Source organism: Commensalibacter sp. A3DC (assembly GCF_047307945.1).
In the GTDB taxonomy this organism is placed as follows: Bacteria; Pseudomonadota; Alphaproteobacteria; order Acetobacterales; family Acetobacteraceae; genus Commensalibacter; species Commensalibacter melissae.
Genome location: NZ_JAXOQA010000030.1, coordinates 1 through 23,060, shown reverse-complemented (window position 1 = coordinate 23,060; position 23,060 = coordinate 1). Strand labels below are relative to the sequence as shown.

Genomic DNA, 23,060 nt, shown 5'->3' with positions numbered 1-23,060 from the left:
CTGTTTTTTGTTATATTTATTCAACGATTTGTTATTAAAGGATTTATAGATATGGCTGATGATGACGAGAATATAAAATCTATTGATGAAGAAAATATCATTTTTAGAAATTTTATGGATAAAAAAGAACTGAAATTAAAATGCCAAATTTGTGACTCTAAAAATTTTAGATATTGGATAAAAGCAAATCCAATTTTATTACCAATAATTGATACAAAAGAAAATAAAGTAGGTTTTTCACATGGTGCCCAAGTTTATTGGTTGCAATGTGACAATTGTTTTAACATCCTTTTTTTTCATAAACCACCAATCGTTAATTATTTAAATGATGATGATACCGATAATCATATTAAAAAAGACAATACTGAAAATCAATAAAGTATTTTAAAATGCCAAATATTAATTATAATGAAAAAGAAAATTATTTTCTTATATATGACCATGAAGCTAATAAATTAGCTGGAATTTTATATACAAAATACAACGATCAGTGCAATAATGTTTATAATGATAACAGCGTTGGAGATATCGATATGGAGAAGAGACTTTTAAAATTAGAAGCTGGTATCGATTTTATAAAAGATAAACTTAGTTCACATGATGATGAATTAAAAAAAATAGATGATAAATTTGATAAAATAGACGCTAGATTTGATAAAATAGATGCAAATTTTGATAAATTAAATGATAAATTAGATAATAAATTAGGTAAAATCGATGATAAATTTGATAAGTTTCCCACTAAAGATTTTATGAAAATATCCATTTCTGATGCTGTTAAATCTATCAAATTATGGATGTTATCTATTATTCTCTTCAGTTTATCCTCTTTAATAATATCCATAATTAAATTATTTAATTTACACAACTTATTTCATTGAAAAACCCTATGATTATCTTCCTGACATTGCCTGGACAACAGCACTGTTTGCAGCATTGAGAACGATGGGTTGCGGTGAGAACGCCTCCTTTGGCATCAATGTTATTTCGGCATGAGTCCCGCCGCCCATATCCAGACGGAAAACCACCTCCGCAATAAGAAGGTGGTTTTTTGTATTGACTTTCAATGTCGGAAAAGACACAGGAACAAGGGTGTTCGGTTCCCACAGTTTCCCCTGCTGATCCCTCCAGCTGTCAGTCACGACCTGAATTGATTGCGAGCGTCCGAAACGTCTGTTGACCTCCCACTGTGCCCGCTGTTGTGACACGACATATCCCATATCCCCCATCTCTGCTGAAATCAGCATGGGACGATAGCGTTTCACCCCTGGATCAGTGGCGGGTTTCCCCGTTGTTATATTCTCGAACTGGGCGGCGAGTTGAGAATTGTCCCCAGGTGCAGAAAACAGGGATGATGTGTTCTGCAGTATCATGGTGACATTGCTGAATCTTCCAGCCATGGAACGGCGAACAACCGCCTCCTCGACGTTTTTTCCCTCGACAAAACCGGATGACACCACTCTTGATCCAACCTTTGAGAGAATGATATTCCCATCGGCATCATCATAAAACAGCAATGCGGCCGCACGGGTCATACGCTCTATGATCTCATATCCGGTTTCAGTCAGGATAACCGAGAATTGCGGAAGAACCACATTGTCGATATCACCCACCGTCTTGACATCTATTCCATATGGACTGCAGATGGTGCGAATAAGGTCGACAACTGGCCTGTTATTGAACTGGTAGGTCTCAAATTTTGCCGAACATTCACACAGGTCGATGGATTTCGAATTACCCTGTACCGAAACGACATGCGTTCCATATCCAAGCCGCCTGTTGACCGTCACTATATAACCCGTGATTATTTTCTGGTCGCCTATCCTTATAATGCACGACTCACCCTCGGGAATGAGAACCTCCGATGATTTTGGAAAATATTCCGTGCACTCAAGCTCGAATGTGGAGGGCATTATCTCTATGCCACGCCTTATTGAAAGGCTTGTCCAACCTGAAATTACGCGACCGGCAACCTCGATGGTTACCTGATTGGTTCTCGCGTTGCTGTAACCGAAAAAACCGGTGATTGACGACAATAGACTCATGAGCTCAACACTTCCATCTTAACGGGCATGAATGCGGAATGGGCTGGATTTGAACGCCTGATGATCTCCTCGGTACGGCTCGCATCAGCATAGAGCTGCTGGGCGATCAAGAGTGCGGGTAACGGCGTATTCCGTTCAATTGTCCGTAGATGGGGCAATTCACCGGCCGCATTGGTGAGTATTTCAAGTGTCTTGATCCGCAATTCCCTCAATGAATTGGCCGTATCGATATTATTGTCATCAATGGCCGACATGATCTCCCTGTTCAGCAAATTAGATATTTTCTGCTTTACCTTGACAACCTCGTCCCAGTTATCCGCCTTCCATGTTGACGCAGCCTTGCACAGGCAACTGATCGCAGCCCGCCTGCATAGGGCAGCCGTCGCCTTCATTGCCGTGTTTTCAGCAGCCCCAAGGGGTGCGGATGTCTCGACAAGGGTCACATGATAATCGCATAATGGAAAAAGCAATTTCATCTGTACGGATGGATCATCCGAGAATTCCATCAGCTGGACAGGTATTTGCATAATCAGGCTTGAAAGTTCATTCGGTGTCATTTTTCCTGTATCGTACTCATTGAATTCTGGTCAAAAGACGGGTCAATCATTTGCAGGGTGTCTTTCAAGCTATCCCGATTGACCGCAAGATTAAGCAATCTTTCCCCGATCGATTCCGTTGCGACCGTGCCAAGACCGGCAAGAGGTATAGATCCCATTCCCTGTGTGAGGGCCATCGCCCCCCAGTCGCTTGCAACGGACACGGCCTGTTTCATCATCCCGTTATCGAATATATTCGTTGTATCATTCAGGAAATCACCCACCGCGGATCCGGAAAACGCATCGGACAACTCCCCTATGAATGAATTGGTGAGACTGCTTACAAGACCGGCTACGGGATTGCTGTATTCGATAAAGCTTATGTCAATGTCCGAACGGTTGCTTGTATAGTCAGGTTCACGCCATTTATAGCTGACAACCGAGACATTCAGGATCCCGAGGGATGGATGTATCAGCAATCCAGGGCCCTCCTGTTCAACGGCTATCTGCAGCATCGTTTTCAGACTTGTCTGGTCATTTCCCATAAGGAACCCGTGCAAATCGTAACGACGCTGGGAACGTCCCAGATCCTCCACCCACGTGCTGTCCTTCAACGGATAGTTGTGAATGGCGATATCCCTTCCGTTTTCACCGCCATTCCCGATAACCCAGAACGGAACACCCCTGAATGAGGCCTGTCTCATTTCACATTCCCCCTGCAGTGCGTCCCGGATCCATTGCACGCTGATAGGATACGGACTGAATTGTCAGTGTATTGCTGCGACTCTTTGGCTTGATATCCATATTTTCCGTTTTACCCCTGATATCAATCTCGAGATATAGATGGTTGTCCTGAATGTTGCCGGCATTGGCCGGCAACATGGTCATGGACGGTGCGGATGGCATTGATGTCACACCGCTTCCAGGCAATTTCCCCAATCCTGAATCCTGTGTGACTGGCGTGATGGATGACAGGTTTCCCATATTGATGGAAGAACCCATCCTCGGCATCTGTACAGGCATGTTCACGAATGGCAGGTCACCACCCCTTGCCTGGTTGTAGTAATTTTCAAAATTTTTCATGGCTTTTTTTGCCTCTTTTGAAAATCCTGAAAAATCAACACCGCCTGAATTGATGAATTTTCTTACACCTATACTGTTACCGCCATCATGATAGGCACCATAGGCCGCAATCATGTTTCCATTGGTCCTGGCAAGCATTTTCTGGAAATATTTCCAGCCACCCTGGACATTTTGATAGGGATCATACTTGTTCACCCCCATGTCCTTTGCAGCGGCATCTGTGAGTTGTGTGTAACCATAGGCTGATGTCCTGCTGTTACCAATCATGCGGCCACCACTTTCTGTCATGATCAGGGCTTTTGCCTCTGCCACATCTCTTGGATCACCACCCGTGACCTGCCTGACAATATTGCCGATAGAATTGTCGGATGGAAAGGAAATACCCTTTTTCCGTGATGAAATATTGTCATTGGCGGCGGCGACGGGCTGGGACGCGATCTTTTTCAGATTGTCCGCAGAGGCAAGGGCCTGTTCCGCATTCGCACCTGGAATGGCCGCCATCTGCTCAATTCCCATTGGCTGGACCTGATCTATCGACGAATTGATCTCCGTCTTTTTCTTTCCACCAAAACCGACGGCATTCTTGATCTTGTTGGCCGCTGCAGATACCTTGTTGGCCATCCATGTGATTTTTCCGACAAAACTGTCAAATTCCTTTCTGAGAAATACAAACATGTCGCTGAAAAATTTCTTGATGGGATCCCAGTTGTCAATAATCTTTCCAGCAAGCCTTATGAAAGGGGATATCAGGGAATAGAGAGTGTCCATTGAAAATTTGGTTGCAACCCTGATGGCACTCCACAATTTTTCCCAATATGGCCTGAACGTATCCCAATGCTTGTAAATATAGACACTTGCCGCCCCGATAATAACGCCGGCCGCCATTATCGCCCATCCGACAGGCCCCATCGCCGTCACGAGTGAAAGCATGGCCGGAACAACAATTCTTCCTACTGTCATGGCCAATGACGCAAATGGCCCGATTATACCGAGGATACTCCCGACAATCTTGAAACCCATAATTCCGGCGACGATTTCAAGAACGGTTTTAAGTCCTCCCATCCTCTCAACCGTATTGGAAACCCCGTTGGCAAAATCATGGATTTTACCCCATGCGTTCGTGACACCATTGCTGAAACCCTGCCAGTTGATGGATTTCAGCCAGTTGACAAAATCACGGACATATTTGCCTATATCCTGTGATATCCATTCACGATTTCTTGCTATCCAGTTCGCCATTGAATCAATGACAGGTGTAAGGACAGGTTCAAGTGCCCGGGATATTGAATTGCCGAACCCCTCCACGGCCAGTGTCAATCCCGTCTGCGACATTCTCAAACGATTGGCCGCTTCAGCACCATCGTCATTCACGACCCCGTATTTCATTGCCATCCTCTGATACCTGGCAAGACCTGCGGAGCCATCTCTCAAGAATGGCAAAAGGGCCTCACCCGCACCATGGAAAAAATTTGTGGCAACCGCAGCCTGGGCGGATGGATTGCGAATGGACGCTATTTTATCGGCAACTTCTGGAATAACCTCGGATACATTTCTCAATGAACCATCCATATTCTGCAAATTGATATGCAATTGCTGGAATGTAGCCATCGCTTTGGGATCACGTCCACCAACCGCATTCCACATGGTATCCTGCAGGCTTTGCATACCTGATGTCAGACTTTCCGCGGATACGCCGGCCAAACGTGCACCATTCTGCCATACCTGCAGTCTTCCCGTGGACATTCCAAGGCGTTGGGCTGACGTTTGCAGATTGCTTCCAAAATTGGCCCATGATGTCGCAAGACGGCTGATACCGGCTATTGTGACAGCCCCTGTAATGCTGCCAAGTACCGGTGCAATCTGTCCCATGACACGGAATGCACCAAGAGCCGAACCCTGGACACGTCCAAATCCCTCGCTTAGACGACTTAACCCTGATACCTGGGTAAACCGTGCAAAACTGCGTTGCAGATTGACAATGGGTGCCTGCATTTTTTCAATACGGGAATTGAGCTTCTGAAAAACCTGGGTCGTTTTGTCAACTGCAGTGATGGAAATGGATATCGGTGAAACCATGATTATTTATTCTGTGCCCTTTTTTCAGCCTCAACCCCATTGTTCGCGGCCTCTATAGCCTCAATGAACTGGGTTCCCGTCATGTCATCAATCCACTGGGGAGGCCATTTGTAGAAATAGATCAGTTGCAGGTTCAGTTCTTTCCAGTTTTCTGGCCATTTGTAAAAAAATCGGATAGATACCTTGATGCCTGCAGGAAAGTGCTTATTGGAAGCTTTAGTAATGCCACAAGTGGCCAATCGCTTATATCTTTCAACAGGGATAGCTGAAACTCCATCGCCCCCAACGGGGTATTTCCATATTTGTCAAGCATGCGGGTCGCCTTTTTGCGTTGTCCAACTGTTGGTTCAAGCAACGTGAGACGATCATATTCATTACCGTTGGAAATGGTGATGGGAGGATCAATAATGATCTCGTTTGAATCAATGTTTTCCTGATCCTCCTGGAACGATGCAATGAAATTTGTCGCCTCGTCCATGACCGAGCTTGGAAAGGATTCAATCGCATTGACCGGTAAACCGGTAACCCTGCTCAGCAATTCAATCTGGACCATGGCATCCGCCTCAAATGATTCCCTGTTTCCCTTTGATTTCAGTGAAAGCATGTATTCATTGACTGTCGGTTCCCTTACCGTTATTTCCTCGTAAACCTTATCATTGAAATTTACCGGATTGGTCAATTTGATTGTTTTTTCATTATTCATGCCTGGTCCTCCGTCACCTCTTTACCTTCAAACTTGAATTCATAGGTTCCTTCCTGTGTTGACAGTTCCGGCTGTTCCACAAGCCACATATTGTTTCCGGTTATGACTTTTCCATTGGCTGCCCGAACGATAACGGTTGCCGCTGACTTGTTCATGATATCCTTGACTGATCTGTCTTTCCGGTCAAACAATGTTCCGGAAATCGAACCCTGTACCGGCATTGCCGTGTAACCTACAACCCCGTTCTGGGAAATGGCTGTCTCACGTTTATAGCCATGCAATGTATATTTAACCTCTTTGGCATCCCATACCTCGCCATCAATGGTTATTTCGCAATATCCCGCAATTGCTCCTGATGTTGATGCCATTAGTTGGGCTCCTCAATTTTGGTAAACTGGCAGTTTCCTGCAATTGTAAACAGCTGGTCTGAAAACTGGTATGGCATCAAGAGTTTAACGATACCGTTCCCTACATTTTCCGACTTGATATCCCTTGAAAACTGGTCAGGGTTCTGAACCCATAGATAGGTCGATTGTGTCCGGTAATGTGCCGCACAACTTTTTGCGATAAGTTCCGCGGTCGTAGCCTTCTGTCCTGAAGATATTTTCGAACCGTTCTGCAACAGTATGCACCGAGAAAACTGTCCGGCCAGAAACGCACGCATATCCTGCAATGCGAATGCCGCGGTCAACATCGTTTCAATGTTAAGATAACTGTTGTCATCATTGCCATAGACGTTTTTCTTGTACATGGTGATCAGACGTTCAATCATCACCTGATTATTGTTGACAGAAAATGTTGAAATACCGTCATACAATAATGAATTCCTTTGCTCATACAGAAATGTTCCCGCATCTGTTGGTGGCATGACCTTGAGCGCGAGGCCCGTGATCGGTATGGCTGGATTGTCACGGATGCTCATTGCGACCTGTGCACCAACCTGGGCTGCCCACACCATATAATGGGATGGGCTGTCAGCCGTTCCAATAATGGTGAGGTATTCACTGTTGGCCATAACGCCAATAGAGGTTATGTCACCGTATGTTCCATTCGCTGCAGTGATTGCATGACCATAGAGCTGAACTGTCGCCTGCCATCTGTCATCCAGGAAATCACTGAAAATCCCAAGTGACACCTCATCTGGGTATGGATGTATAAACAGGTCGAACTGTCTTTGACCCAAATTGGAAAGTGCCTCTTTCAAAACGGATGGATTTCCCGATCCACCGGTCATTTTGGTTATGCTTATGGTCAGACCATCCGGTGTTTTCTGACCCGCAACCTCGCCAAGCAAATTGAGATTGATAGAGATGGAATTTCCGTAATAACCGGTGTTCTTTGAGGTAAGATTGATTGTGGACTGATTTGCCGTTGCGGTTACGGGAACATTTATGACACTGTTGACAAGATCTGAAATTGACTGTGCAACCGTTTCAGCCGATGTTCCTGAAACAAATGATCTTTCAATAAGGACATCCCCTATATACAGGGATATCTTGCCATTCCTGGACATGGTTCCATCAAATTGAATGGATCCGGTTGATGGAAGGTTTCCCTTTTCATCCGCAAGAGGCAAAACCCACAGTTTTCCATTCCGGTCAATTTTACGATACGCCTCCACCATCAGGGCGATTTGAGAGCCGGCACCATATAACCCTATGGCAGAGCTCACCCCAGAACATTCAACCGCTATATTCGGTGTCTCCTTGCTGGTTGGAAGCATCTGGCCTATGATCAGGACCTGACGTTGTGCCGTGGCGGTATTGGCCTTGCTTGCATCCAGGGAAAAATAGAATCCTGGAACACGGTTGTTGCTTGAGAATCCAGGTATCGAGATTGTATCAGTCATTCTCTTTTCCTTTTTTGACTATATTTTTATTCTGAATGTTATCAATCTCCATAACGATAATATCCCCGTTATTCTTGAGACGTTGCCAATAGAAGCTGTCCATGACATTTTCGCCCTTTTCAGACAAAAAACGGGCCTCACCAGGATGACGGACTTTTCGTCCTGGTGTTGGTTTTACAAACATTTTTATTTCTCTCTTAATTAAATTTCAGTTGTCGCATCAATATGAAGCAAATCTGTACCGTCTGGATAAAACACCTCTGTATATTGACATTCAAACTCGTAACGGGCCTCAGCTATAGGGATTGCGGTATCCGCATGAAAGACAAGATCGAATTTGAACGACATGATCCCCTCGATACTGCCTTGAAAATACCGGTCACATTGAATGGCATCCTCAACAATTGAACAAAGGTCGTTTATGTCCTGTTGTCCTTTTACCGGATCTTCAAAACCAAGGAAAATTTGGAGAAGTATATATACATTCCTCCGATAATTCGCAGGTCCAACAGATTTGGCGGTCGCATGATCGGCAGGTGCTGATACGAATATGATGGGCAGCCTGTCCTGTGGAACCCTTATCGGCAATGTATTGACAATATTGACCGGAAATGGGAAATTAGTGTTCTTTAATAAATTGACCACGATCTTCAACAGGGTATTCCTGTAAAGATTGCTCTCCCTTATCTTCACTGTCCTCATTTTTTTTACCACCATTCAAGACCAGATGTGCACACCCCTGTCCATCGACAGCCACTTCCTGAACGTAATAGACACGTTCATCAATCATGATTTTGTCACCCATCGTCGGTTTGGCAGAAAAGTCTGACAATCTGACCCCAACCATTAAACGGGATGCGACCACACCATTTTTCCCAGCTTCGCTTTCAAGCACGCCAGACATGGAATCGAGAAATCGGGTGACATTATCAAATATTCCGTATATTTCGATAGGATCACCCGATTGTGGGCAATATTTTATCGGCCTTCCGAAATTCTTCACACAATGTGAAAGAACCAGTTTATCAAAATCTATCATCAATCTAGGCTGCTTCCCGCAGCAGGATTTTTGATAGATGGGATAAATATTCCGCCAGATGGTAAAATTGATCCTGCAACAACGTAATTGTTCTTGATAAGGAATTCCGCTTCCCTTTTCTCGGCATCAAATGTTGATCCCCCTTTATAAACAATACCGTTATGCGTCACGCTGAAATTATTAAGAACAGTAACAGTTATCTTCCCGTCTGAAACACTTGATGTCCCTTTGAAATCATCTTGAGTCTGGGTTTTTGTGGAATCATCATTTTTAGCCATTTGTTTTTCCTTTTGCCACTCTTGCCGTAAAACAGGCATTTGGTCTTCCTAAAATTGTCAATGGGGACGATTGTAACATCATGAATATCTGGCTTGGATCTGGTTGGATCCACATGCTTGGTGCAAATGCTGCAGGTATATAACCCAATGCACCATCCTTGATTGCGGCATAGGCAAGAGTTCCTGAAATCGCCTTGGAAATACCAATAATATTTCCATCCTCAATCATTGGTTTTTGCTGGATGTCCTCATCAATATACCATTCATTGTATAACCATATACGATATCCACCCCAGTATCCCTGGAATGGAACCGATCCGGTATTGGGACCCATCAACAAATTAGCATCATTGTTCGCCCTTAATGATGAATTGAAGATTGCCTGATATATATCCTTGTTCTTGATCAGTGCACTATAGGCTGAATTCGTGAAAATAAGATCGGTGATCTGGCTTCCGCTCAATTTCAGGATATTTGTCGCCCAATTACGGATATCATCGGATGGATTTGCTATGGTATTTTCATCATCCCACATGCTTTTTCCGGATAAAACGATATTTAGGGAAGGATCACGTAGGAAATCGATAATTGATTCTTCATATCCATCACCCTTGATCCGTAGATATCCATTAACGATTGATTGGGTTGCCATCCATTCAAGACGGCGTTTAAGGTTGTCTTTCTGATCGGCAAGTTCAATACCGATATTTGCATCCATTCTTTGTACTGCGGTTAACTGGTTTCCACCGATACGTTCACCAAGTGCACGACGGACAGGACGTAACAGATCTGGTGCCCTTTTGTCCTTGATATATGGAGGTGCAAAAGACCTTGTCCTGATTTTTCTGCTTTCAACCAGTTTTCCTTCATGCAAGGGTGAAACAAAAGGGGACATACGACGCAAACCGACATCAATATCAATGGCCACATATGCATCATTGGAAAAAACCGTTGAGCTGAAAAAATTGTCAACAAAAAATGTATTTGCTTCATAAAGGTTTTCAACGACACCTATTAAGGTATAGGTATTATAAAGCTCATTGAAATTATTGGATATCTCTGGTGGAAGTTGTTGTGAATTATCTTGCATAATATTTTCCTTAGGATGGGTCATCTGCAGTGACAACATCTTTTAGAAAAATTGAATGTTGTCGTGTTGCATCACGTAATTTTTCAATAGTCCAACTGTCATCCTTGATGATATGGTTTGCATTGAACTCACCCATTTGATAAACACCGGCATTGACAACATTTCCTCCTGATGTATCAAATGTATCGACCAGAACAGCGCATGGATCCTGTGAACCATCTGTTGCAGTGGACTTGGAAATGACATATAGTCCATCACCATTCTTTCCAAGAATGGTTCCACGTCTTAAGACACCCTGACCCTTTAACAAGGTAATGCTTTGGGTGACAAGCTGCAGATTTCCTGCAATCAGGTTGTCCTGACGGTAACTGACATCAACATTTCCGAACGGTTGTGCAGTCGCGCCATAAATAGTGGCCATTAGATAATACCTTCCTTAACTTTTCTTAATCCTGTAGCTTGAACGGCTTTCAGGATGTTTAGTGATCTTTCTTTGTATATATTCGTCTGATTTCCCTGATTATCGACTGGGACTTGCTGACTTACACGGCTTTGATGGCTCGACATCATATCGTTGAATTTTTTGGAATTGTTTCTTATTGACATTCTTGAACCATTCTGCTTTCCAGGTGATTTTTTCGTTGACATCGAAAGGATATTTATTGCCTGCCTACGTGACAGATTGCTTCCGAAGGCCAGATAATAAGCTTGTTGCAAATCATTTTTGGCTGCTGGAGACAAAAGAATGGCCTTGCATCGACCACGCTCACGAGCCCTTGCCTTGGCCTTCTCGTCATCCTTTTCATCCTCGGCATCGCTTTCGTCATCACCGTCATCATCGGAACAATTTTTGCCAGGATCATTTTCATTGGAAACGTTTTCTTCGGGGTCGTCTTTCCCATCATCGCTTGCCTTTTTTCCATCCTGCGTATCATCGCTGTTATTGTTTTCACCAGTATCTTCGTTTTCCGCACTCATTCCAAAAATAGCGGCAAAACTTTTTCTGAATTTGCTTGTATTTTGCAGATCTACCATTTTATTTTCCTAATTTTATAATCGCCTCAAAAGGCGAGGACACAACATCGGCCAAACCTTGCTCGACCCCGAAGGATCCAAGAAAGGTTCCCGCCTCCATTTTCCGTATTTTTTCTGGTTCCAGGTCACGGTTACGGGCAACTGTCTCAACAAACATCTCACCAAGATAGTTGACATCCGCCTGTATTCTTCCCAACGCACCATCCGTCAGGGGTATTGATGGGTCTCCTTCACCCTTGTAGGCTCCGTATGTTATCTGGGTGACTTTTATCCCCTCTTTGTCGAGATATTTGGAATAGTCTGTATGCATGGCGATAACGCCGATACTTCCCACACCTCCATCCCTTGGAACGGTGATGAAATGGGCCGCACTCGCGATTGCATAGGCTGCCGAATATGCATTGCTGTCACAGATCGCCATGATCCTCTTTATTTCACGTGCCTTGTAAATAAAGTCTGACAAATCGAAACATCCGGAGGCAATCCCTCCAGGACTGTCAATAAGAAGGACGATTGTCTCGATGCGATCATTGTTCAATGCCTGGATCAACTGTTCCTGGATCGCGTCATAACCGCATACCCATCCTTTCCAATAGATATCTCCTGGAACAAGGATGCCCTTTATTTCTATGACACATATTTTCTCACTGACCTGTGGACTGTCACGCGGGTTCGTGGCCATTGACTGTAAATCCTGTGTCCTTCCCGAAAGGATTTCCTGGGTTAAAAAGGACACGCATGACTGTTCCAGAGCCAGGGGCCGGTTTAGAAACTTGTAAATTTTCATGATGAAATCCGTTGGTTTATTATGGACTTGGTTTTTCAGGTGGCGAGGAAATGGATGTTTCCTTTCCATTGGTCTGGTTTCCTGTCCAGTCAGGCAATGGAATTCCATTTTCCTTGAATTTCTTTATCTCAAGGGCACGCTGATCGATTATTTCCTCCCAATCATCCCCTGAATTCTCAGCCGCCTCCACTTCGAGTGTTGATAATCCGGCGGCCATACCAAGAACCGCACCCTGTTTTTCAGCAACAGGATCAACCCAGCCACGACCTGGACCAAGCCATTTGCATTTCGATAATGGTGTTTTCAGGTAAGACACCATATCCATCAAATAGTCCAGATCAACTCCCGATGGCCATGGAAGTTCCTCTTTCATGCAACATTCCTCAAGCCATGCTGACCTGATTGGAGAGGCAAAGCCGTTTCCGAAATTGTCCCTTCTCCGTGTCAGTGTTTTCCATGCCTCAAGCATGGCGGAACGTGCGGATGAATAGTTTACGTCTGACCAGTCATTACTTATTTGCTGCGTTGATACACCGGTACCAGCCGCGATATTACGCAAGGCCGCACCAAGAAACTCCCTATACCCGCTATGGGGATGTGAAGAACTGACCGCACTGATCTTTTCCCCCGGGAATAAAACCGGTATTCTTGTTCCACCAAGTACAAGTTTATTGCTTTTATGATAGCAATTTCGGTTATCAATATAATTTAGTATATTCTCGCTTTCCTGGGTTTCCAGTGCATCCATTCCTGATACTGGATCATAGGGACTTTCCAAAAAAGCGGCGAAGGTCGCGTTCACGACTGCGGCATCAAGCTCGGTCTTGTCATATTTGGTGATCATTTGCAGACGCTGGACAATAGGTGTGAGAATACCCGCACCTCCCCTATGTTCATCCGCACGTTGCGTTTCGAAATAATGGACAACATTGGGACGGCCCCAATCCGTTTCCTTCTTGATATATTCCCATTCCATAATTTTGGAATAATCATAATAATTGGAAATATGAGATTTACGGAAATGATAGCCTATGGGAGCACCATATTCATCAAGTTGCACCCCACCACGACATTCAGCCGTATCAATATTCTGATTTGGATTGCACAGGCGATCAGGATCGATCATCTGGACAGCCGTTGCATACAGGGCCTGACCTTTTTGAACCCGATCCGGTATCCAGTTGAGAACCGCGACGGCATCCCCATCGATAAGAAGTCCACGCATCGCCGCCCACATCATTTGTGAAAAGGTCAACCGGCGACCGGCATCACAGTAGCGTCCCTCATCATTGGCCCATGAACGCCAATGGCTGTCAACCTCTCTTGACCATTCTTTCGCCCATTGTGCATCAAATGAACATCCCGTTTTTGCCTGCAAAGTTCGATAGTCAGGTTTGCTGATCGGACGAAAACATCCACCCAACGCGTTGTCAAGAACACGCGTGACAATTCCCGATGCCCATCCATCGTTCCTGACAAGATCACGAACACGACTGACAATTATGTCACGCCATGGATTGAGCTCTACATCAGGGGATGTCAGGTATGGAAACCAGTTTGATGTGCTGCTTCCTGTCGTGTCCGCGGCATCATAGGGAATGTTGTTCAAACCTCCATGCAACGCTCTAGGTTTCAAACCGGTCTGCTGTTTTACATATGGATTTCCATATTGATCGAGTATGGATGATTTTTTCTGATTTACCGGAAGCATATTCCTATCGCCCGTCTTCGATTGATTCCAAGGCTACGTTGCAAGTCCTTGATATAACCCAGGAGATTCTGGATATTCGCCTGGTTATAGGTTACGGATTTCGCCCCTGTTTCCTGGGAATAGGAAACCGAAACAGGTTTTGATCCTGTCATTACCTCATGATATGCCTGTTGTGCATCTCTAAGATATTTCTGGAGTGTTTCCCGTGGAAGGGTAGACCACATGGTCCTGTCAGGTAAGTGCGTGCAATTCATTTATTTTCCTTTTTCCAAAATGCTGTCTATTGTTTTTTGCAGAATGGGATTTAGGTTCCTGTCTAGAAAATCCGATGTTCTCTTGAAAAAACCGAATTTCGGTTTGTAGGTCGCATGATGGATGAAACTGATCAGCCGTACGAGACTGTTGGCCTGGACATTACGTTGGAAAAATCCTCCTGGACCACGCCTGCTTTCAGGCAACTTAACAATGATATTCCGGTTTTTCCTTTTGGATTTCTTGAGATCGTCCATCGCCTTTTGTGCAAGACTCCTTACATAACCCTTTGGCAAGGCTCCCGATGCATTTCTCCTTGCGGATGGGGAACCTATAACAAGAGCCTTTGCATTTGGGTTCATCGTGTTGTCCTGCGGTGTCCTTGTTCCGCCATATTCCTCGAATTTAAGGTATTTTGCCTGTTGATCCTTGACAAATACGGTTGCGGTCTGGTTTTGTTTCGTCGCGTATGTGAAGGATATGGCATTTCTGGTAAATGGTCCCGCATGCTTGAAAATCCCTGGTATATCCTGTTTCAGTTTATCCCTTGTCTCTCTCGCGGCCATACTCACGCCTCTTGCCAGTGCATAGGGAATGTCCCTTGACGAAATTCTCTGAAGCATTCTGGATGTTTTATCCATATCAACCTTGATCGTCATACGCATTATCGATAATCCTCTTGTCTATGAATTTCCCCATAGCCTATTTCTCGCCTCTTCTCTGGCTTTCTCGATATCCTCCTTGCCACGTTCAGGTTTCTTCTCGTATTTTGGAAGACCGGAAACATGATAGGGATGCTGGACCACATCAACGGGTTTCTGATTATTCTCTATTCTGTCCGCCATGGCATTCAGCCTGACACCGCATCTCATCAGTCCGCATAAAGCCGCATAGGAATACACGGCCAGGTCAAATGCCTCATTCGCCCTTCCAGGAATTAATTCCCAGATCCGGACATATCGTCCACCCACATATTTCCGTATTGAACGTTCGGAAACCAGTTGTGCAAAAAAATTTATGTCACGATCCTGTGGATAATGCATATATCCTGGACATGCCATTCCAGGCGGTGGCTGATCAAGTTTCAATCTTGTGCGAATAATGTCCTTTGCGGCGTTTACACCGATAATATAGGGTGCATAACCCTTGCGTCTTCTTGTCGGCTGTTTGATTGGCCATACCGGAGAACGTTGCCCGTTACGGGCGGATTCACCCTTGATCGCCCATATTCTTCGCCCGATCCTTTCCTTGCAGAAATTATATACCTTTTGTGTGAAATGACCCCCTGAATCAATACAGGCCGCCATTATGACAAAATCTGTACCGTCTGTTTTGTGCCAGCGTCTTTTCAGTATCTCGTCAACTTCCGACCATAGTTCAGGACTGTCTGGATCACCGTTGATGACAATATGGGCTATTGACCAACGCTCTTCATTACGGCCCCAACCCACAATCTCGAGTTCTACACGGTCATCCTGGACATCGCCAGCGGCTGTTAGCAGGACAACACGGTCTGGAACCTCTCCAGACCATATTTCCGCACGTCTTGCCAGGGTAAGTTCTGACAATGCGTCATCACCACGATCCTCGAATGTCTCACCCAATGTCGTGTTTACAAAAGTCTGCAATTCAATCGGATCACTTTTAACCCTCAGGAATTCAGATACGAGTAAAGACCATCTTGCATTTGGCATCAGTGAATACAGGGAATTGATATGAAAGGATGCATGACCCCTGAATGGTTCTGTTGCCCTCCATTCACCTTTTTCAATCATTGACGATTTTTCTATCTCATCAATGACACAGCCATTTTCTTTACAGACATAATGAACAGTATCAGGTAATGAAACACCGTTTTCATCCTTGTCCCACTTTATTCCATGGGGTGTATCCTCACCACCCCATTCAAGTATCTGGAAAGCACCGCAATGTGGACATGGGACATGATAGCGTCTTTGGTCACCATCAAGATATAATTTTTCAATTCTTGACAATCCCTTTATTGTAGGGGTTGATCCCGTCACAATTTTCCTGTTCCAGAATGTCTCGGATCGTTTGGTTCCAAGTGCTATCTGATCTCCTTCCGATCCTGCCCCACTTACTGGATATCCGTCTATTTCATCAAAAAGGACAATCCTTACCGTTATCCTTCTGAATCCTCCTGGTGAATTTGCCCCTACCAACGCTATGGATGCCCCATTTTTCATTGTCTTTTTCAACAGGGTATTGTCACCCGTTCGTGTTTTCGGATCGGGTGCTATCTCTGTCAATACCGGTGTATCACGCAACATGGGTGCTATTTCCGATTTTGAATAATCCTCGGCATCCTCAACGCGGGGCTGAACGATAAGGATAGGACTTGGATCCTGATGCAAGTAATATCCAACCACATGATCAAGTATTTTCGTGTATCCCACACGGGCTGATTTCATGACTGAAACTTTTTCAACACTTGGATCCGTAACGGCATCCATCATGCCGATCTGGTATGGATAGGCTTCAAACCTTCCTGTCTGTGCACTTGTCTCCTTTGACAATATGGCGTATTTTGCGGCCCACTGACTTAATGTAAGAATGGGTGGTGGTGACAGATTGAGCTTTTTGGCTTTATTCAGTGCCTGTGCTAGATAGCTCTTCCCCTTCGGATATTTTCTGTTGCAATTGTACATCTGCAGATAATTCTTCTAATACCCGATTTATCAAACGAGAAAGCTTATCCTGAATTTCCATGACAGTTTTACAGTTGAATAATTGTGGTGATGATTCTGCCGGTATGGCCAATAAACGGGTTCTTACCCTTGAATATTCCATTGAAACAAGATCTACAGCTTCCTCTATAAGAATTACCTGTTTGGACTTGATATCATATTCAATCTCTTTCAGTCTTGCTTCATAACTGGTTTTGTGACGTTCAGCTTCTTTCAGATCCCCGAATACAGGTCCATGAACTGATTCTTCATTATTTTCTTCGCTGACTGATTCTCTATTTTTTAACCATTGTTCAAATGAAGAAAGGACAACTTTTCCGTCAACAGATTCTATTCGTCCAACTTTCAGATGTTTACGAATAGCTGGCCTGCTTATTCCGGATCTTCTTGATGCCTCACTTATACTGATGGTATTCATGTTTTTACCTGGAACCAAAGACTGAAACCAATGAAATCAATATGGAACCATCCTGGAACCCAGAAAATAAAATATTGCGGTTTTCCGTGATTTTCTAAAAAATAAATGGAACCTGAATTTTTTTAGGTTACACCCATAAAAAATGACTGTTTAACAACGTTTTTTAAAAATTTACAAGGTGTAACTGGAACCAAAAAAAAATCTGATAGCTGGAGATATATCAGGCTTGCGAATGACCCCTGTTGCGGAGGGCCCATGGAAGGACCCAACGCGCCCCATGTACCCATAAATATAAAATGTATAAATTAATTAATACGTGACGGGCGGTCTTAATATTAATTTATACATTTATCAATTATTTATCACAAACTTTAGTCTTTTCTAAAGACACTTATCCTATTTTGGTAAAAATGTATCATACGAGTTGAACTCGTGCAAGTATTATTTTTAAATAATTAAATTTTTCTACATATTTTCCATTATTTCCTCAAGTCGTATACAGGCCGAATTAATATTCCCGTACAGTTTATTTTTCTCGATATTCAACCGTTTCCCTATTTCCTGACAATCCATATTCCCTATTGAAAGCATGACAATGATATCGCTGTTGAATACGCCAAGCATATTCTTGATCTCGAAAATCTTTTTGAATGCACGGCTTTGGCTGAATGTTGGTTCAAAATCACGTCCGTATATCTGCTTGTTATGGAAAAGATCACCTATTGTCGCATATATATTTTTTGTCTTTCCAACAGACTGTTCACACAATATCGCAAACCTGTCCAGGCAATCCCTTTGTTTCTGAGTTATTACACAACGACTTAGAAGCCTGTCATACGAACATTGACGACGTATCCTTGTCTCTTTCTGCTTTGGATTTGTCGGATTAACACCAATGTCCAGGATAATTTCACGTGAAGCAAACCGTTTTTCAAGATTATGCAACTTTATAATCGGGGGAATTGACCTTGTATTCCTGTTTTTTCTTGCCATGCTCTAAATATTCCATTTTCTGATCAGTTTTTAATGGATATACGATCCAGTTCTGCGGTCGGTCTTTTCCATCCATGGTCGAACACGAACCATGCGTATGTCTGGGTTCCGCTGTTTCTTGAAACATTCTGGTAATCTCCTGGATACATCGTGATCCTCTCGACGAATGTATGAACCCGTGCAAGCTTGCCAAGCCTGAACAGATCCTCGCGTGCCATTGATGCATAGAATGTTATGTTGAGGAACAGGTAGACACGGTGTCTTGACTGTCTCAACGCTTTCCATGCAATCTTTTCAGCATGCTTGTATGGCGGATTGGATATGATGCAATCCCACCGCTCTTCATTCTCATACTCAAGAAAATCACGTTGCTGGAAACGGGTTGTTCTGTACCCCCTGTCCTCGATATCGCCACCCTCCACATTATGGTAACCATGTTCATAAAGGGTATTGAGTATGTTTCCCTTACCACAGCATGGATCAAGAATTGTGTTTCCCAACCCGCCGTATATCTCCTCCGCCCTGATCAGGGCTCTGGTACATTCCACAGGCTCGACGTACCAGTCATTTTTCTCACGTTCTGTCATGTCAAATTCCTAGAAAGGTATTACGTCATCAGGAAAACCGTCATTGTTTCCCGATGAATTCTGGTCACGTCTATGATTGCCGATATTTATGAGACTACCCCTGTAATCGCTTACAACAATCTCGGTAACATGCCGTCTGTTTCCCATATTGTCGTCCCATGAGCGGTTCTTGAGCTTGCCCTCTATGTAGACCTGATCACCCTTTTTAAGGTATTTTTCCGCATATCCAGCCATGTTATCGCTAAAGACAACGATCCTGTGCCAATCGGTCAGCGTTTTCGTTTCACCCGTATTTTTGTCTTTGTATCTTTCACCAGTCGCAACGGACAACAAAGCGATCCTGTTTCCCTGCTGAGTTGACTTCATTTCAGGATCACGACCAAGACGACCGACAATGATTACCTTGTTTATGCTACCAGACATAAATCGTTCTCCTTTTTTAATCTTAGATAAGCTTGATCCAGGTATTTTTTCTCTTTTTCGATCATCCATCCTGACCTGTTGTTTAGTAATGCGGATAAAACAACAGACCCAACGCCACCAAAAGGATCAAGTATATTATCCTTCTCTCTTGTCAAACAAAGAACAAAATTATTGATCAGTTTCAAAGGTGACTGACAAGGATGATCCATTTTTTCAGGATTGTTTCTCGTGATATTTGGTGTCTCAACCAATTCATGTTTGAAACTGTCCGCTATCCAGAAATCAGTTGGATTTTTACCAAGTTTATTACAGCTGTAACTACCTTTGTTTATTCCCTTGTAGGCTTTCTTTTTAGGATATTTTTGTGGAATACGTACTGGATCAACATTAAAGTAATATTCCCTATTTTTCGTGAACCATAGACACGTTTCATATCTACCAGAAAACCGTTTGCTGCAATGATATCCCCAATTGTAGTGCCAAATTATCCTGTTCTGGAAATAGAAACCTTCATTTTCAAACAATGGAAAGAATTTGATATCAAGAGGAACTCTCCTGCCATTTAATACCCAATTCCCCAATTGGAAAACTATGCTTCCATTTGAAGTTAATAATTCACGGCATTCTTTAACAACACCACTCATGTAGGATGAATAATCTTGCCAATCTAATATGATTTTTTCATATTCCTTACCAATATTGTATGGAGGTGATGTAAAAATGAGTTGGAAATGGTTTTTCGGTAACTTCTTCAGTTCCGATAAAGCATCCCCATGAATTAATTTCGCTTTACCGGACATCTTATTTCCCCACCAGTTTGCTTATCTGTTCGATGCTCATTCCTGAAACGACAAGCTGGCTTTTGTAATAGGATTGGATGATTAATGAAGAAATAAGCAATATCGATAAAATTATGACAGCTATAGAAAATCGTTTAATACATTTAAAACAATTTTTTTTTAAATACTCAGGTGAATCTATACTAATGATAGATATCATCATTATAGTAGCTGATAATACTATTACAAAAATACCACCAACTACAGAAATAGCATCACATAATCCATGTAAAGAAACATACATGGTTTTTGCATGGTTAATTGCGTTTATGTCCATCATGCCACCTTTCCTTCATCATTTTTGATCAGACCGTTTTGAACAAGATATCTGTATGCCGATGGCTTGTGATGTTCCAAAAACTTGATATACCAACCACTCCTATTTTTCTCTTTCTTGAAATTGAGAATTACTGCCTGGTCATCGGATGAAAGTCTTTTGAACATTTCATCATCATCTTCATTGCACCATTGATGCTCATAGGTTTTTTCATGACATGGATATGACTGCGATGGGTTTTTCATCCTGTTTTTTATAATAGCCGTGATGTATGGGATCGGATTGTTTCCATGTATCCCATCCATGATTGCACCGTTCACCAATCCTGCATTTCTGTTGGTCTGCCTGAACCATCGCTCGACTGTCTGATAGCAAATTATTTCTGACAACCTTGTTTTTTCACAGAGAAGTCTCACGCTTTTCGTGAATAATTCCGTATTTGCATTGATAGGAACAACCTTGTCATTTTTATCAACAGACCGGTCATCAGGTTCAAGGGGGGTTTGGGGGGATGAATCTTCTATATGATTCTTATCTATTCTATTCTTATATGAGTGTTTTTGTTTTTGGCTGTTTTCCTCACTTTTTTTATGTAAGCTTACAGTATCCCTACAGGATGCATGCTGTATATCCACAGTGTCCCTACCGCATGTTTGATGTAAGCCTACATTTTCATCGTTATTTTCATGAGCCATTCTTCGTGAATAGATGACACCGTTTTCATCAACGGAACAGACGTTTCTCTCTTTCAGTATATCAATCTGCCTTTTAACGGTGCGTGTATCACAATGGATCATCTTTGATATTTCAAGAACGGTCATCGGTCTGCCGTTTACCTGCAGATATCCCCGACGCTCGCTATTGAACATGAGACACAGGATATCCATCCAGAATCCTTTTGTGACAAGAGAGCAGGACTGGAGAAGCCCATCGTTTCTCCATTCATTCCAGAAAAACCGGCTCCATGTGTATTCTCTTTTGTTTACATGTCTGGACATTCATGACCTCCATCAACGAAAAGGTCATTTCCATCAAATTTTTTAATCTTTACACACGAGATATTATGAATTACTTTTATCATCGCTCTTACTTTCAAAAGAGTGGGCATTGTGGGGTGTCGCTGCGTCGAAACTTTGACCCCCACAATTGAATGTTCCTGAATTCCTGTTCATTTCCCATTGTCTATCCACTCCTTTATATCGCTGGTTCAGTCCCTTCCTATTTTCCATCCTGTTTTACCTTTTCCTGCAAATCACGATTAACCTCCAGCAATTTTCTGGCCTGATTATTCATGATAATGACTTGAGACCATATTTTCCCTTTACATAATGCAAAAGACAGAAAACCCAATCGCAATTCGATAAAGCCATCACCATGATCAAATCCAAAACCACGCCAAGCAGCTGTTATAATTCCTGTAAACACTTTCTGGTTTCCTTTACTGTTTTGATGATCTCTTTTTCCAATTCAGGACAATCAGCCATTAGAGTAATTAAGTCCTGCATTCTCGGTGCGTTTTTACCATATAGCCAGTTTTTAAAAGTGACCATTGACCAACCACGCTTAACAGCGACAAGCTTAGGAGCGTTACGCACTTTTCCATATCTTTTCTGTATGTGTCGTTGTGTCATCTCAACACAAAATTCATTGGTAACCATGGTAAAAATTTTACACTTTTTTTGACTAAAAATTTTCAACAATTTCCTCCATAAATACTTATGAAAATCAAACAATTATGGAGAAAGGGAAAAGTATGAATAGACAAAATTGACTCATATATGCATTTGCTTCATAGTTTTTATTCTGAAACTATAATGATATGGAGTTATGTTATGTCTATAATGATCGTTGATTGTCCTCATTGTTTCAAACGTAATAATTCTGCTGAAATGATTGGAATTCGAGAAGTAAAACTTAATAATAAAACTACAGTTTTTTCGTTAGTAGGTTTTTGTTCAGATTGTAATTCAGGTATAGCTATTAATGCCAAACCATCCAAAAATTTTTCAAAAAAAATGGAAATATTATCTATTATCCAAAAAAATGATAATGAACCAATTAATTCTTTTTTTGATGAGGAATACACTACTTTTCCAGCTTTTCCTTCTAACAAATACATTGTTAATATTCCTATTGAACCAACTGAAATTGCTATTGAGTATAAAAATAGCAAGGGGGAACTTTCTAATCGTCGTATTCGTGTCAATTCTATCGAATGCAATGATAAAAATAACAAGTTAGTTCCCCAAAAATTAGATGCTTATTGTTTAGAACGCAAAATGCCACGCAATTTTATTATCAAACGTATTATGCAAGCTTATAATGCTGATT

General features: G+C 42.7%; 32 protein-coding genes and 1 pseudogene. 3 read left to right on the top strand and 30 right to left on the bottom strand.

Annotated elements, in window-relative coordinates; genetic code table 11:
- Window positions 1–378 (top strand): hypothetical protein (locus U0839_RS05100; protein ID WP_413550228.1); only part of this gene is annotated, 378 nt, incomplete at its 5' end.
- 11 nt (window positions 379–389) lie between these two features.
- Window positions 390–881 (top strand): hypothetical protein, encoded by a 492-nt coding sequence (locus tag U0839_RS05095; RefSeq protein WP_413550227.1) that lies wholly within the window; start codon window positions 390–392, stop codon window positions 879–881.
- 12 nt (window positions 882–893) lie between these two features.
- On the opposite strand, the gene U0839_RS05090 is transcribed toward U0839_RS05095, so the two are convergent.
- The 30 genes and pseudogenes from U0839_RS05090 to U0839_RS04945 form a co-directional block, all read right to left on the bottom strand.
- Window positions 894–1,790, bottom strand: coding sequence for a phage baseplate assembly protein (locus tag U0839_RS05090; protein ID WP_413550230.1), 897 nt, complete (start codon window positions 1,788–1,790; stop codon window positions 894–896).
- A gap of 6 nt (window positions 1,791–1,796) precedes the next feature.
- Window positions 1,797–2,045: pseudogene (locus tag U0839_RS05085) on the bottom strand (phage baseplate assembly protein); the annotation flags it as partial.
- The gene (locus U0839_RS05080) at window positions 2,042–2,602 is read right to left on the bottom strand and encodes a hypothetical protein (protein WP_413550225.1); all 561 of its coding nucleotides are present in this window, start codon (window positions 2,600–2,602) and stop codon (window positions 2,042–2,044) included. The pseudogene U0839_RS05085 and the gene U0839_RS05080, both read right to left, overlap by 4 nt.
- Entirely contained in the window at window positions 2,599–3,285 is a 687-nt protein-coding gene (locus U0839_RS05075; protein WP_413550224.1) for a DNA circularization N-terminal domain-containing protein, read from the bottom strand. Before U0839_RS05075 ends, U0839_RS05080 begins: the two co-directional genes overlap by 4 nt.
- Before the next feature lies 1 nt (window position 3,286).
- Window positions 3,287–5,740: a transglycosylase SLT domain-containing protein gene (locus tag U0839_RS05070; protein WP_413550223.1), complete on the bottom strand. Its 2,454-nt coding sequence runs from the start codon at window positions 5,738–5,740 to the stop codon at window positions 3,287–3,289.
- A gap of 133 nt (window positions 5,741–5,873) precedes the next feature.
- Window positions 5,874–6,443 carry a phage tail assembly protein gene (locus tag U0839_RS05065; protein WP_413550221.1) on the bottom strand — a complete coding sequence of 190 codons (570 nt, stop codon included), beginning with the start codon at window positions 6,441–6,443 and terminating at the stop codon, window positions 5,874–5,876.
- Entirely contained in the window at window positions 6,440–6,811 is a 372-nt protein-coding gene (locus tag U0839_RS05060; protein ID WP_413550220.1) for a phage tail tube protein, read from the bottom strand. Before U0839_RS05060 ends, U0839_RS05065 begins: the two co-directional genes overlap by 4 nt.
- Window positions 6,811–8,292: a phage tail sheath subtilisin-like domain-containing protein gene (locus U0839_RS05055; protein WP_413550219.1), complete on the bottom strand. Its 1,482-nt coding sequence runs from the start codon at window positions 8,290–8,292 to the stop codon at window positions 6,811–6,813. The genes U0839_RS05060 and U0839_RS05055 overlap by 1 nt, the downstream gene beginning before the upstream one ends.
- Window positions 8,285–8,476, bottom strand: a complete 192-nt coding sequence (locus U0839_RS05050) for a DUF2635 domain-containing protein (RefSeq protein ID WP_413550218.1) — start codon at window positions 8,474–8,476, stop codon at window positions 8,285–8,287. Before U0839_RS05050 ends, U0839_RS05055 begins: the two co-directional genes overlap by 8 nt.
- A 17-nt stretch (window positions 8,477–8,493) precedes the next feature.
- Entirely contained in the window at window positions 8,494–8,946 is a 453-nt protein-coding gene (locus U0839_RS05045; RefSeq protein WP_413550217.1) for a hypothetical protein, read from the bottom strand.
- Entirely contained in the window at window positions 8,912–9,331 is a 420-nt protein-coding gene (locus U0839_RS05040) for a hypothetical protein (RefSeq protein WP_413550216.1), read from the bottom strand. Before U0839_RS05040 ends, U0839_RS05045 begins: the two co-directional genes overlap by 35 nt.
- A complete protein-coding gene (locus U0839_RS05035; protein WP_413550214.1) occupies window positions 9,331–9,609 on the bottom strand; it encodes a hypothetical protein in 279 nt (92 codons plus the stop codon). The genes U0839_RS05040 and U0839_RS05035 overlap by 1 nt, the downstream gene beginning before the upstream one ends.
- Complete coding sequence (locus U0839_RS05030; RefSeq protein ID WP_413550212.1) at window positions 9,602–10,699, bottom strand: major capsid protein; 1,098 nt, start codon at window positions 10,697–10,699, stop codon at window positions 9,602–9,604. The genes U0839_RS05035 and U0839_RS05030 overlap by 8 nt, the downstream gene beginning before the upstream one ends.
- A 10-nt stretch (window positions 10,700–10,709) precedes the next feature.
- Complete coding sequence (locus U0839_RS05025) at window positions 10,710–11,120, bottom strand: head decoration protein (RefSeq protein ID WP_413550211.1); 411 nt, start codon at window positions 11,118–11,120, stop codon at window positions 10,710–10,712.
- A complete protein-coding gene (locus tag U0839_RS05020; RefSeq protein WP_413550210.1) occupies window positions 11,120–11,734 on the bottom strand; it encodes a hypothetical protein in 615 nt (204 codons plus the stop codon). The genes U0839_RS05025 and U0839_RS05020 overlap by 1 nt, the downstream gene beginning before the upstream one ends.
- 1 nt (window position 11,735) lies before the next feature.
- A complete protein-coding gene (locus U0839_RS05015) occupies window positions 11,736–12,521 on the bottom strand; it encodes a S49 family peptidase (RefSeq protein ID WP_413550209.1) in 786 nt (261 codons plus the stop codon).
- Window positions 12,522–12,540: 19 nt separating this feature from the next.
- The gene (locus tag U0839_RS05010; RefSeq protein WP_413550208.1) at window positions 12,541–14,232 is read right to left on the bottom strand and encodes a phage portal protein; all 1,692 of its coding nucleotides are present in this window, start codon (window positions 14,230–14,232) and stop codon (window positions 12,541–12,543) included.
- The gene (gpW, locus tag U0839_RS05005; RefSeq protein ID WP_122123019.1) at window positions 14,220–14,486 is read right to left on the bottom strand and encodes a gpW family head-tail joining protein; all 267 of its coding nucleotides are present in this window, start codon (window positions 14,484–14,486) and stop codon (window positions 14,220–14,222) included. Before gpW ends, U0839_RS05010 begins: the two co-directional genes overlap by 13 nt.
- On the bottom strand, window positions 14,487–15,149 hold the full coding sequence (locus tag U0839_RS05000; protein WP_413550207.1) for a hypothetical protein: 663 nt from the start codon (window positions 15,147–15,149) through the stop codon (window positions 14,487–14,489).
- 18 nt (window positions 15,150–15,167) lie between these two features.
- Window positions 15,168–17,153, bottom strand: coding sequence for a phage terminase large subunit family protein (locus U0839_RS04995; RefSeq protein ID WP_413550206.1), 1,986 nt, complete (start codon window positions 17,151–17,153; stop codon window positions 15,168–15,170).
- Window positions 17,092–17,610 (bottom strand): hypothetical protein, encoded by a 519-nt coding sequence (locus U0839_RS04990; RefSeq protein ID WP_413550204.1) that lies wholly within the window; start codon window positions 17,608–17,610, stop codon window positions 17,092–17,094. The genes U0839_RS04995 and U0839_RS04990 overlap by 62 nt, the downstream gene beginning before the upstream one ends.
- A 465-nt stretch (window positions 17,611–18,075) precedes the next feature.
- Window positions 18,076–18,603 carry a hypothetical protein gene (locus U0839_RS04985; protein ID WP_413550203.1) on the bottom strand — a complete coding sequence of 176 codons (528 nt, stop codon included), beginning with the start codon at window positions 18,601–18,603 and terminating at the stop codon, window positions 18,076–18,078.
- Between the two features lie 23 nt (window positions 18,604–18,626).
- Complete coding sequence (locus U0839_RS04980; protein WP_413550201.1) at window positions 18,627–19,190, bottom strand: hypothetical protein; 564 nt, start codon at window positions 19,188–19,190, stop codon at window positions 18,627–18,629.
- A 9-nt stretch (window positions 19,191–19,199) separates the two neighbouring features.
- Window positions 19,200–19,613 (bottom strand): single-stranded DNA-binding protein, encoded by a 414-nt coding sequence (gene ssb / locus U0839_RS04975; protein WP_413550200.1) that lies wholly within the window; start codon window positions 19,611–19,613, stop codon window positions 19,200–19,202.
- Entirely contained in the window at window positions 19,598–20,413 is an 816-nt protein-coding gene (locus tag U0839_RS04970) for a DNA-methyltransferase (protein WP_413550198.1), read from the bottom strand. The genes ssb and U0839_RS04970 overlap by 16 nt, the downstream gene beginning before the upstream one ends.
- A gap of 1 nt (window position 20,414) precedes the next feature.
- Window positions 20,415–20,732, bottom strand: a complete 318-nt coding sequence (locus tag U0839_RS04965) for a hypothetical protein (RefSeq protein ID WP_413550197.1) — start codon at window positions 20,730–20,732, stop codon at window positions 20,415–20,417.
- A complete protein-coding gene (locus tag U0839_RS04960; RefSeq protein ID WP_413550195.1) occupies window positions 20,729–21,727 on the bottom strand; it encodes a hypothetical protein in 999 nt (332 codons plus the stop codon). Before U0839_RS04960 ends, U0839_RS04965 begins: the two co-directional genes overlap by 4 nt.
- A 63-nt stretch (window positions 21,728–21,790) precedes the next feature.
- Window positions 21,791–21,958: a hypothetical protein gene (locus U0839_RS04955; RefSeq protein WP_413550194.1), complete on the bottom strand. Its 168-nt coding sequence runs from the start codon at window positions 21,956–21,958 to the stop codon at window positions 21,791–21,793.
- Complete coding sequence (locus U0839_RS04950; protein WP_122123009.1) at window positions 21,948–22,154, bottom strand: hypothetical protein; 207 nt, start codon at window positions 22,152–22,154, stop codon at window positions 21,948–21,950. The genes U0839_RS04955 and U0839_RS04950 overlap by 11 nt, the downstream gene beginning before the upstream one ends.
- Window positions 22,136–22,426, bottom strand: coding sequence for a hypothetical protein (locus U0839_RS04945; RefSeq protein WP_230873075.1), 291 nt, complete (start codon window positions 22,424–22,426; stop codon window positions 22,136–22,138). Before U0839_RS04945 ends, U0839_RS04950 begins: the two co-directional genes overlap by 19 nt.
- A 135-nt stretch (window positions 22,427–22,561) precedes the next feature.
- On the opposite strand from U0839_RS04945, the gene U0839_RS04940 reads away from it, so the two are divergent.
- Window positions 22,562–23,060, top strand: a 499-nt coding sequence (locus U0839_RS04940; protein WP_413550192.1) for a hypothetical protein, incomplete at its 3' end; no start/stop codon positions are given.

What these genes read in the sequence shown, in the direction of transcription:
- U0839_RS05040 (WP_413550216.1), bottom strand. Translation starts at nt 9,331, where the DNA reads ATGATAGATTTTGATAAACTGGTTCTTTCACATTGTGTGAAGAATTTC.
- U0839_RS05010 (WP_413550208.1), bottom strand. Translation starts at nt 14,232, where the DNA reads ATGCTTCCGGTAAATCAGAAAAAATCATCCATACTCGATCAATATGGA.
- U0839_RS05035 (WP_413550214.1), bottom strand. Translation starts at nt 9,609, where the DNA reads ATGGCTAAAAATGATGATTCCACAAAAACCCAGACTCAAGATGATTTC.
- U0839_RS05025 (WP_413550211.1), bottom strand. Translation starts at nt 11,120, where the DNA reads ATGGCCACTATTTATGGCGCGACTGCACAACCGTTCGGAAATGTTGAT.
- U0839_RS05050 (WP_413550218.1), bottom strand. Translation starts at nt 8,476, where the DNA reads ATGTTTGTAAAACCAACACCAGGACGAAAAGTCCGTCATCCTGGTGAG.
- U0839_RS04985 (WP_413550203.1), bottom strand. Translation starts at nt 18,603, where the DNA reads ATGGCAAGAAAAAACAGGAATACAAGGTCAATTCCCCCGATTATAAAG.
- U0839_RS05075 (WP_413550224.1), bottom strand. Translation starts at nt 3,285, where the DNA reads ATGAGACAGGCCTCATTCAGGGGTGTTCCGTTCTGGGTTATCGGGAAT.
- U0839_RS04960 (WP_413550195.1), bottom strand. Translation starts at nt 21,727, where the DNA reads ATGTCCAGACATGTAAACAAAAGAGAATACACATGGAGCCGGTTTTTC.
- ssb (WP_413550200.1), bottom strand. Translation starts at nt 19,613, where the DNA reads ATGTCTGGTAGCATAAACAAGGTAATCATTGTCGGTCGTCTTGGTCGT.
- U0839_RS05065 (WP_413550221.1), bottom strand. Translation starts at nt 6,443, where the DNA reads ATGAATAATGAAAAAACAATCAAATTGACCAATCCGGTAAATTTCAAT.
- U0839_RS05000 (WP_413550207.1), bottom strand. Translation starts at nt 15,149, where the DNA reads ATGCGTATGACGATCAAGGTTGATATGGATAAAACATCCAGAATGCTT.
- U0839_RS05030 (WP_413550212.1), bottom strand. Translation starts at nt 10,699, where the DNA reads ATGCAAGATAATTCACAACAACTTCCACCAGAGATATCCAATAATTTC.
- U0839_RS04995 (WP_413550206.1), bottom strand. Translation starts at nt 17,153, where the DNA reads ATGTACAATTGCAACAGAAAATATCCGAAGGGGAAGAGCTATCTAGCA.
- U0839_RS05095 (WP_413550227.1), top strand. Translation starts at nt 390, where the DNA reads ATGCCAAATATTAATTATAATGAAAAAGAAAATTATTTTCTTATATAT.
- U0839_RS04990 (WP_413550204.1), bottom strand. Translation starts at nt 17,610, where the DNA reads ATGAATACCATCAGTATAAGTGAGGCATCAAGAAGATCCGGAATAAGC.
- gpW (WP_122123019.1), bottom strand. Translation starts at nt 14,486, where the DNA reads ATGAATTGCACGCACTTACCTGACAGGACCATGTGGTCTACCCTTCCA.
- U0839_RS05060 (WP_413550220.1), bottom strand. Translation starts at nt 6,811, where the DNA reads ATGGCATCAACATCAGGAGCAATTGCGGGATATTGCGAAATAACCATT.
- U0839_RS05080 (WP_413550225.1), bottom strand. Translation starts at nt 2,602, where the DNA reads ATGACACCGAATGAACTTTCAAGCCTGATTATGCAAATACCTGTCCAG.
- U0839_RS05015 (WP_413550209.1), bottom strand. Translation starts at nt 12,521, where the DNA reads ATGAAAATTTACAAGTTTCTAAACCGGCCCCTGGCTCTGGAACAGTCA.
- U0839_RS04965 (WP_413550197.1), bottom strand. Translation starts at nt 20,732, where the DNA reads ATGATGGACATAAACGCAATTAACCATGCAAAAACCATGTATGTTTCT.
- U0839_RS04970 (WP_413550198.1), bottom strand. Translation starts at nt 20,413, where the DNA reads ATGTCCGGTAAAGCGAAATTAATTCATGGGGATGCTTTATCGGAACTG.
- U0839_RS05055 (WP_413550219.1), bottom strand. Translation starts at nt 8,292, where the DNA reads ATGACTGATACAATCTCGATACCTGGATTCTCAAGCAACAACCGTGTT.
- U0839_RS05070 (WP_413550223.1), bottom strand. Translation starts at nt 5,740, where the DNA reads ATGGTTTCACCGATATCCATTTCCATCACTGCAGTTGACAAAACGACC.
- U0839_RS05020 (WP_413550210.1), bottom strand. Translation starts at nt 11,734, where the DNA reads ATGGTAGATCTGCAAAATACAAGCAAATTCAGAAAAAGTTTTGCCGCT.
- U0839_RS04955 (WP_413550194.1), bottom strand. Translation starts at nt 21,958, where the DNA reads ATGGAAAATAGGAAGGGACTGAACCAGCGATATAAAGGAGTGGATAGA.
- U0839_RS04980 (WP_413550201.1), bottom strand. Translation starts at nt 19,190, where the DNA reads ATGACAGAACGTGAGAAAAATGACTGGTACGTCGAGCCTGTGGAATGT.